Annotated in this window: 10 protein-coding genes; 9 read left to right on the top strand and 1 reads right to left on the bottom strand. The window is 67.7% G+C overall.

Annotated elements, in window-relative coordinates; all coding sequences use genetic code 11:
- Positions 1–423 precede the first annotated feature (423 nt).
- The 9 genes from rpmH to AC0VY3_RS36175 all read left to right on the top strand — a co-directional run bounded on the left by rpmH (position 424) and on the right by AC0VY3_RS36175 (position 7,278).
- Positions 424–561 (top strand): 50S ribosomal protein L34, encoded by a 138-nt coding sequence (gene rpmH / locus AC0VY3_RS36215; protein WP_003967884.1) that lies wholly within the window; start codon positions 424–426, stop codon positions 559–561.
- A 19-nt stretch (positions 562–580) separates the two neighbouring features.
- On the top strand, positions 581–952 hold the full coding sequence (gene rnpA, locus AC0VY3_RS36210; protein ID WP_078611057.1) for a ribonuclease P protein component: 372 nt from the start codon (positions 581–583) through the stop codon (positions 950–952).
- Positions 949–1,308: a membrane protein insertion efficiency factor YidD gene (gene yidD / locus AC0VY3_RS36205; protein WP_006125986.1), complete on the top strand. Its 360-nt coding sequence runs from the start codon at positions 949–951 to the stop codon at positions 1,306–1,308. Before rnpA ends, yidD begins: the two co-directional genes overlap by 4 nt.
- Positions 1,309–1,311: 3 nt before the next feature.
- Positions 1,312–2,577 carry a membrane protein insertase YidC gene (gene yidC / locus AC0VY3_RS36200; protein WP_103509463.1) on the top strand — a complete coding sequence of 422 codons (1,266 nt, stop codon included), beginning with the start codon at positions 1,312–1,314 and terminating at the stop codon, positions 2,575–2,577.
- 14 nt (positions 2,578–2,591) lie between these two features.
- A complete protein-coding gene (locus AC0VY3_RS36195) occupies positions 2,592–3,107 on the top strand; it encodes a Jag family protein (RefSeq protein ID WP_010060419.1) in 516 nt (171 codons plus the stop codon).
- Between the two features lie 109 nt (positions 3,108–3,216).
- Positions 3,217–3,933, top strand: coding sequence for a 16S rRNA (guanine(527)-N(7))-methyltransferase RsmG (gene rsmG / locus AC0VY3_RS36190; RefSeq protein WP_030077245.1), 717 nt, complete (start codon positions 3,217–3,219; stop codon positions 3,931–3,933).
- Positions 3,934–4,188: 255 nt separating this feature from the next.
- Positions 4,189–5,265: a ParA family protein gene (locus AC0VY3_RS36185; protein ID WP_103509464.1), complete on the top strand. Its 1,077-nt coding sequence runs from the start codon at positions 4,189–4,191 to the stop codon at positions 5,263–5,265.
- The gene (locus tag AC0VY3_RS36180; protein WP_103509466.1) at positions 5,262–6,356 is read left to right on the top strand and encodes a ParB/RepB/Spo0J family partition protein; all 1,095 of its coding nucleotides are present in this window, start codon (positions 5,262–5,264) and stop codon (positions 6,354–6,356) included. Before AC0VY3_RS36185 ends, AC0VY3_RS36180 begins: the two co-directional genes overlap by 4 nt.
- A gap of 304 nt (positions 6,357–6,660) precedes the next feature.
- A complete protein-coding gene (locus AC0VY3_RS36175; RefSeq protein WP_475551616.1) occupies positions 6,661–7,278 on the top strand; it encodes a GNAT family N-acetyltransferase in 618 nt (205 codons plus the stop codon).
- A gap of 99 nt (positions 7,279–7,377) precedes the next feature.
- Here AC0VY3_RS36175 and trxA read toward each other — a convergent pair whose 3' ends face one another.
- Positions 7,378–7,710 (bottom strand): thioredoxin, encoded by a 333-nt coding sequence (trxA, locus tag AC0VY3_RS36170; protein ID WP_030077252.1) that lies wholly within the window; start codon positions 7,708–7,710, stop codon positions 7,378–7,380.
- Between the last annotated feature and the right edge of the window lie 9 nt (positions 7,711–7,719).

Genomic DNA, 7,719 nt, shown 5'->3' with positions numbered 1-7,719 from the left:
TCGCGGCCACACTGCGGCAAGATCGGCAGGTACATCAGCCACAAGGCACGCTCTCTCGCATGTCCCACGAATGTGTGGTTCTCGGGACGGGATGGGTCGGGTCGGGTGAGGCCCGGCAGTCGGGAAGGAAAAGAACCGGAGTTCAGCCACGGTAGTCAGGCCGACCCGCACGGTTCAAGTTGTTGTCCACAGGCTGTGCACAATGGGGGGTCGCGCGGAGCCGGTTTGACCGGATGGCGTAGCCGCGCGTACCGTGACCAGGTCGAGTTGTCGATGGCTGCTGCCGCCTGCCTCCGATGGGCAAAGATCACGATCTGTGATTGTGAAGCGGTGCACTAGGGCGTTTACGCGAGTTCCTCGTGGGCGCACGGTGACAGCCAGGCGATGTCCCGCCAAGACACGAATCATTTCTGGAGCCCCCGAGTGAGCAAGCGCACCTTCCAGCCGAACAACCGCCGTCGCGCCAAGACCCACGGCTTCCGTCTGCGCATGCGTACCCGTGCCGGCCGTGCGATCCTCGCGAACCGCCGCGGCAAGGGCCGCAGCAGCCTGTCCGCCTGATCGCTTACAGGTCCATGACGTGCTGCCTACCGAGAATCGGCTGAGGCGGCGCGAGGACTTCGCGATCGCGGTACGACGAGGACGCCGAGCCGGGCGTCCGCTACTCGTCGTCCATCTACGCAGCGGTGAAACGGACCCGCACGTGACGGGGGAGACTCTTCCCGCGCCGCGTGCGGGTTTCGTTGTCAGCAAGGCCGTGGGGGGCGCCGTCGTGCGTACCGCGGTGAAGCGGAAGCTTCGCCACCTGGTTCGCGACCGGCTGGCTCAGCTGCCCCCCGGTAGCCTTGTTGTCGTACGGGCGCTGCCCGGTGCGGGCGACGCCGACCATGCACAGCTGGCCCGAGACCTGGACGCCGCGCTGCAGCGGCTGCTGGGAGGGGGCGCGCGATGAAGTACCCGCTGCTTGCTCTCATCAAGCTGTACCAGTGGACGATCAGTCCACTCCTCGGGCCTGTCTGCCGTTATTACCCGTCGTGTTCCCACTATGGATATACGTCGATCGACAGGCACGGAGCCATCAAGGGAACCGCGCTGACAGCCTGGCGCATCCTGCGGTGCAATCCGTGGTCACCCGGCGGTGTGGATCATGTTCCGCCACGCAAGCGTCCGCGGTGGCACGAGCTGCTGCGCAATGCCCTGCGCGGCGAAAAGGGCGGGGAGTCCGCCGCTGATGTGCCGTCCGGGGGGTCGGTCTCCGAACCTCCGAGCCCGGCCGCAGAGACCTCGCCCAATGCTCAAGGAGCCTGATTAGTGGACACGATTGCCAGTCTGTTCAGCTTTATCACCACGCCTGTCTCATGGGTCATCGTTCAGTTCCACAAGGTCTATGGGGCGCTCTTCGGTGACGACTCCGGCTGGGCCTGGGGTCTGTCGATCGTGTCCCTGGTGGTGCTGATCCGGATCTGCCTGATCCCGCTCTTCGTGAAGCAGATCAAGTCGACCCGCAACATGCAGGTGCTCCAGCCGAAGATGAAGGCGATCCAGGAGCGCTACAAGAACGACAAGCAGCGCCAGTCCGAAGAGATGATGAAGCTGTACAAGGAGACGGGCACCAACCCGCTCTCCTCGTGTCTTCCCATCCTGGCGCAGTCTCCGTTCTTCTTCGCCCTCTACCACGTGCTGTCTTCCATCGCCTCGGGCAAGAAGATCGGCGCGATCAACCAGGATCTGCTGGACAGCGCGCGTCAGGCGCACATCTTCGGCGCCCCGCTGGCCGCGAAGTTCACGGACAGCGTCGAGAAGGTCACCTCGCTCGACGCTTCCCTGACGGACGTCCGGATCGTCACCGCGATCATGATCGTGCTGATGTCGGCCTCGCAGTTCTTCACCCAGCGCCAGCTGATGACGAAGAACGTCGACCTGACGGTGAAGACCCCGTACATGCAGCAGCAGAAGATGCTGATGTACATCTTCCCGGTCATCTTCGCCGTGATGGGTATCAACTTCCCCGTCGGTGTCCTCGTCTACTGGCTGACCACCAACGTCTGGACCATGGGTCAGCAGATGTACGTGATCAACCAGAACCCGACTCCGGGCAGCAAGGCGCAGGACGCCTACCTCCAGCGACTCCTCAAGAGCGTCACCTCCCACGGCGAGGTGCGCGGCCGCACCCGGCGCAAGATGGTCAAGGCGATCGTCGCCAAGGGGACGGACCGCAACGACATCGAGCGCAAGTTCGTCACCGGTCTCGGCAAGCTGGGTCTCGCGCCCCAGGAGGACGGCACGGTGGCGAAGAGCGAGACCGCCACGGCCGATGCCGAGGGCGGCCACGCGCACAAGCGTCAGCAGCCCAAGCGCCAGACCAAGGCGAAGCGCCAGACGACCGGTCACGCGACTGCGGTAGCCAAGGACACGGAGTCCGAGGCAGCCGGTTCCAAGACCTCGCTCGAGAAGCAGGACGCACCGCAGGACGACAAGCCGAAGTCGGCGGGCAAGCCCGCCTCCGGCTCCTCACGCCAAGCCAAGTCCGGACAGCGCAAGGGCCCGCAGCGGCCCAAGCACCCGTCCAAGAAGTAAGAAGGAGTCCATCCGTGACGGAAGGCACCACTTCCACGGCCGCCGCTGAGGCCGGCAGCGACACCCTGACCCGCCTGGAGCAGGAGGGCGAGATCGCGGCCGACTACCTTGAGGGACTGCTCGACATCGCCGACCTCGACGGCGACATCGACATGGACGTCGAGGCGGACCGGGCCGCGGTGTCGATCATCAGCGAATCGGCGCGCGACCTCCAGAAGCTCGTGGGCCGCGACGGTGAGGTCCTGGAGGCGCTCCAGGAGCTGACGCGGCTGGCCGTCCACCGGGAGACCGGCGACCGCAGCCGTCTGATGCTGGACATCGGCGGTTTCCGGGCCAAGAAGCGCGCGGTCCTCGCGGAGCTGGGTGCCAAGGCTGCGAACGAGGTCAAGAGCACGGGCGAGCCGGTGAAGCTGGACCCGATGACGCCGTTCGAGCGCAAGGTCGTGCACGACGCGATCGCCGCGGCCGGTCTCCGGAGCGAGTCGGAGGGCGAGGAGCCGCAGCGCTTCGTCGTCGTTCTCCCGGCCTGACCGGATCCTTGTACTGTCGGCCCCGTCTGTTCGCAGGCGGGGCCGATCTTTGTCAGCCTGATAGTCAGCCACCCACAGTGCGCTAGTGCGGTATGGAAGGACGGTCCCCGTGACGGAGGCAGCAGAGCTCCCCCAGGCACCTGCGGAGGCGCAGGCGGTGTTCGGAGAGCTCTTCCCGGAGGCTGTCCGGTACGCGGAGCTTCTTGCGGATGCCGGGGTCAAGCGAGGCCTGATCGGGCCGCGTGAGGTCCCCCGGCTGTGGGAGCGGCACCTGCTGAACTGCGCGGTGCTCTCCGAGGTCGTGCCCGAAGGCGTCACCGTGTGCGATGTGGGCTCGGGCGCGGGTCTGCCCGGGATCCCGCTGGCGCTGGTACGCCCCGATCTCAAGATCACCCTGCTGGAGCCGCTGCTGCGGCGGACGAACTTCCTCCAGGAGGTCGTCGATCTGCTCGGCCTGGACCATGTGACGGTCGTACGCGGCCGGGCCGAGGAAGTCCTCGGGACGCTTCAGCCGGTCCAGGTGGTGACCGCCCGTGCGGTGGCGCCGCTGGACCGGCTGGCGGGCTGGGGTGTGCCCCTGCTGAAGCCGTACGGGGAGATGCTGGCACTCAAGGGCGACACCGCCGAGGAGGAGCTCAACGGCGCCAGGGCAGCGCTCAGCAAGCTCGGCGTGCTGGAGACCGAGGTGCTCCATGTCGGCGAAGGTGTGGTCGATCCGCTCTCCACCGTGGTCCGTGTCGTGGTGGGCGAGAGCCCGGGCGGTGTGAGGTTCGCCGCAAAGAGGGCCAAGGCCGCTCGCACGGGGCGCACACGCAGGCGTCGCTGAGGAGCGCCGCGAACGGCGTCGCCGTCCGGTCGGGCGCTCCGGACGGTCGGCGTGCGGAGTGTCGTGGCCTGGTAGTTGCTCCGCAGGGGCATCGTGTTTCACGTGAAACGTCGCTCTCTGCTGCAGGGAATCATCGGCCGCGGTCGTGCGGCTGCCACGCCGCGCGACCGCAAGCCCGGACGGGTTGCCGAGTTGTCCACACGCACGGATTCATCCACAGAACAGCGGGCCTCGCTGGTTCACGACCCCGAAAGCATGGCAGGCTCTGTTCATTGCGAGCCTGAAGCCGAGGAGAGTGAATCCTTGCGGTCCGACGCCAACATCGCGGGACCGATGACCGACCCGGTCCCCGGTCCCCGAACCGAGTCCGTGGGTGAGGGTGTTTCACGTGAAACACCGCCGCCGATGGACGACACACCCATCGGCCGTGCCGCTCAGCTGGCGGTCGAGGCCCTCGGCCGCGCCGGCGAAGGGCTGCCCCGCCCTGACCGCACCCGCGTCATGGTGGTGGCCAACCAGAAGGGCGGGGTCGGTAAGACGACCACGACGGTCAACCTTGCCGCCTCGCTGGCCCTGCACGGTGCGCGCGTTCTGGTGGTCGACCTCGACCCGCAGGGCAACGCCTCCACGGCTCTGGGCATCGATCACCATGCCGATGTTCCCTCGATCTACGACGTCCTGGTGGAGAGCCGCCCGCTCTCCGAGGTGGTCCAGCCCGTACCGGACGTCGAGGGGCTCTTCTGCGCGCCCGCCACCATCGATCTCGCCGGTGCGGAGATCGAGCTGGTCTCGCTGGTGGCACGGGAGAGCCGCCTCCAGCGGGCCATCCAGGCGTACGAGCAGCCGCTGGACTACATCCTCATCGACTGCCCGCCCTCGCTCGGCCTGCTGACGGTGAACGCGCTGGTGGCCGGGGCCGAGGTGCTGATCCCCATTCAGTGTGAGTACTACGCGCTGGAAGGCCTGGGGCAGCTCCTGCGCAACGTCGACCTGGTGCGAGGCCATCTGAACCCGGATCTGCATGTCTCGACGATCCTGTTGACGATGTACGACGGCCGGACGAGGCTCGCCTCCCAGGTCGCCGAGGAGGTCCGTACCCACTTCGGCAAGGAGGTGCTGCGGACGAGCATCCCGCGGTCGGTGCGCATCTCGGAGGCGCCGAGCTACGGGCAGACCGTGCTGACCTACGACCCGGGGTCCAGCGGTTCGCTCTCGTACCTCGAAGCCGCCCGGGAGATCGCCCTGCGGGGCGTCGGAGTGCATTACGAGGCTCAGCACGCCCACACGAGCAGTCAGAACAGCCAGCAGAACGTTTCGGAGGGCATTCAGTGAGTGAGCGTCGTAGAGGGCTGGGGCGTGGGCTCGGTGCGCTGATCCCCGCCGCTCCCCAGGAGAAGCAGGTGTCGGCGCCCGGAGGCGGCCCGGCCGCGTCCGGTGCGGGTCCGGTGCTGACGGCGGAGCGGGGGGTGGCCGCGGCGAAGGTGACCGCGCTGCCGTCCGTCCCGGTGGTGCCGGAGCCGGCGTCCGCCCCGGAGGACCGGTCCGAGCAGGAGGCCGGAACGTCCGGCGCGTACTTCGCCGAGCTGCCGATCGGGGAGATCACCCCGAACCCCCGCCAGCCCCGTGAGGTCTTCGACGAGGACGCGCTGGCCGAGCTGGTCGTCTCCATCAAGGAGGTCGGCCTTCTCCAGCCGGTCGTCGTCCGGAAGGTGGGCCCGGGCTCCTACGAGCTCATCATGGGTGAGCGTCGGTGGAGGGCCTGCCGTGAGGCTGGCCTGGAGCGGATTCCCACCATCGTCCGCGCCACGGACGACGAGAAGCTGCTGCTGGACGCGCTGCTGGAGAACCTTCACCGGGCTCAGCTGAACCCGCTGGAGGAGGCGGCTGCGTACGACCAGTTGCTCAAGGACTTCAAGTGCACCCATGACCAGCTGGCCGACCGGATCGGCCGCTCCCGTCCGCAGGTGACGAACACGCTGAGGCTCCTGCGGCTCTCGCCGCCGGTGCAGCGCCGGGTCGCCGCGGGCGTTCTCTCGGCCGGCCACGCGCGTGCCCTGCTGTCGGTGGACGACTCCGAGGAGCAGGACCGGCTGGCCCACCGCATCGTGGCCGAGGGGCTTTCGGTGCGCGCGGTCGAGGAGATCGTGACGCTGATGGGCTCGCGTCCCGCGAGCTCTCCGAAGCCCAAGGGACCGAGGGCCGGCGGCCGTCTGTCCCCCGCCCTGACGGACCTGGCGACGCGTCTTTCGGACCGCTTCGAGACCCGGGTGAAGGTCGACCTGGGGCAGAAGAAGGGCAAGATCGTCGTCGAGTTCGCCTCGATGGAGGATCTGGACCGGATCCTCGGCAGCCTCGCCCCGGGCGAGGGCCGGGTGCTGGAGCGTCGGCTCGCCGAGACGTCCGAGGAGGACGACGAGGGCTGACCGGCGGGACCCGTGGAAGGGCGGGCCGTTGTTCCGGTGCTTACCGGAACGCGGTCCGCCCTTTGCTCTCTCTCGGTGTCCGCATCACCTCTGGGTGGATACGATGCGTTCTGGGACGGCGCATCCACGATGATCGACCTCAGAGGAGGGCGGAGGCCTTGCGAAGAGTGAGCCGCAGTCGGCTCGTCACGGTCGGTCTCGGCCTGGGCGCCGTCGGGGGATTCGTCGGCAGTCTGTTCCAGGAGCGGAGCGCGCTGGCAGCCGCACGTGATGCGGCGGGCGAAGGAAATGAGGGATCGCCGTCATGGGACGTCGGCTCGTACCACTCACCCTGGACAACCTTCCGGATCTCCCCGAGCGCTGCCGCTCGTGTGTCTTCTGGGAGCTTGACCCGGTCAGTGGGGAAGCCGCGGTAAAGGCGGGCAAGCCGGAGCTGGAGAAGGAAGCCTGGATCTCCGCGGTTCTCCTGGAGTGGGGGTCCTGCGGCCGGGTGGTCTATGTGGACGACGTTCCGGTCGGCTTCGTGCTCTACGCCCCGCCCGCGTACGTCCCCCGCTCGACGGCTTTCCCGACCAGTCCGGTCTCCCCCGATGCCGTCCAGCTGATCACCGGGCTGATCGTTCCCGAGTACCGGGGCCAGGGGTTGGGCCGTGTCATGGTGCAGACGGTGGCGAAGGACGTGCTGCGCAGAGGCTTCAAGGCGATCGAGGCGTTCGGAGACGCGCGCTCCGAGCGGGCGACATGCGTACTTCCCGCGGGTCATCTGCTGGCCGTCGGCTTCAAGACCGTGCGGCCGCATCCCGTGTACCCACGGTTGAGGCTGAATCTGCGGACGACGCTCTCCTGGAAGGAAGACGTGGAGATGGCGCTCGACAGGCTTCTGGGGGTGGTCCAGAAGGAACCGGTGTTGCGGCCGCTGTGAGGCCGGGTCGCTGTCGGCCGTGATGCGAAAACGGGCCCACCCCTTGCCAGGGGTGGGCCCGTTTCACGTGAAACATCGCGCCGGGGCGCTGCTGCTCGGTCAGGCGCTGATGAAGCCTTCGAGGTCGCGGAGGATCGCGGCCTTCGGCTTGGCGCCGACAATGGTCTTGGCGACCTCGCCGCCCTGGTACACGTTCAGGGTCGGGATGGACATCACGCCGTACTTGGCGGCGGTGGCCGGGTTCTCGTCGATGTTGAGCTTGACGATCTCGATCTGGTCGCCGTGCTCTGCCGCGATCGCCTCCAGTGAGGGGGCGATCTGGCGGCACGGGCCGCACCAGGCTGCCCAGAAGTCCACCAGAACAGGCTTGTCGCTCTTGAGGACGACGTCGTCGAAGTTGTCGTCCGTAACGTGCTTCAGGTCGCCGGCCACGGCGGCCTC

The organism is Streptomyces sp. iso_384 (genome assembly GCF_056172905.1).
Note: the sequence above shows the minus strand (reverse complement) of the source record. Positions and strands in the feature narration are given on the sequence as shown.

Excerpts from the sequence above, each read along its gene's own strand:
- yidD (WP_006125986.1), top strand. The coding sequence starts at position 949 with ATGAAGTACCCGCTGCTTGCTCTCATCAAGCTGTACCAGTGGACGATC.
- AC0VY3_RS36185 (WP_103509464.1), top strand. The coding sequence starts at position 4,189 with ATGGCAGGCTCTGTTCATTGCGAGCCTGAAGCCGAGGAGAGTGAATCC.
- AC0VY3_RS36175 (WP_475551616.1), top strand. The coding sequence starts at position 6,661 with ATGGGACGTCGGCTCGTACCACTCACCCTGGACAACCTTCCGGATCTC.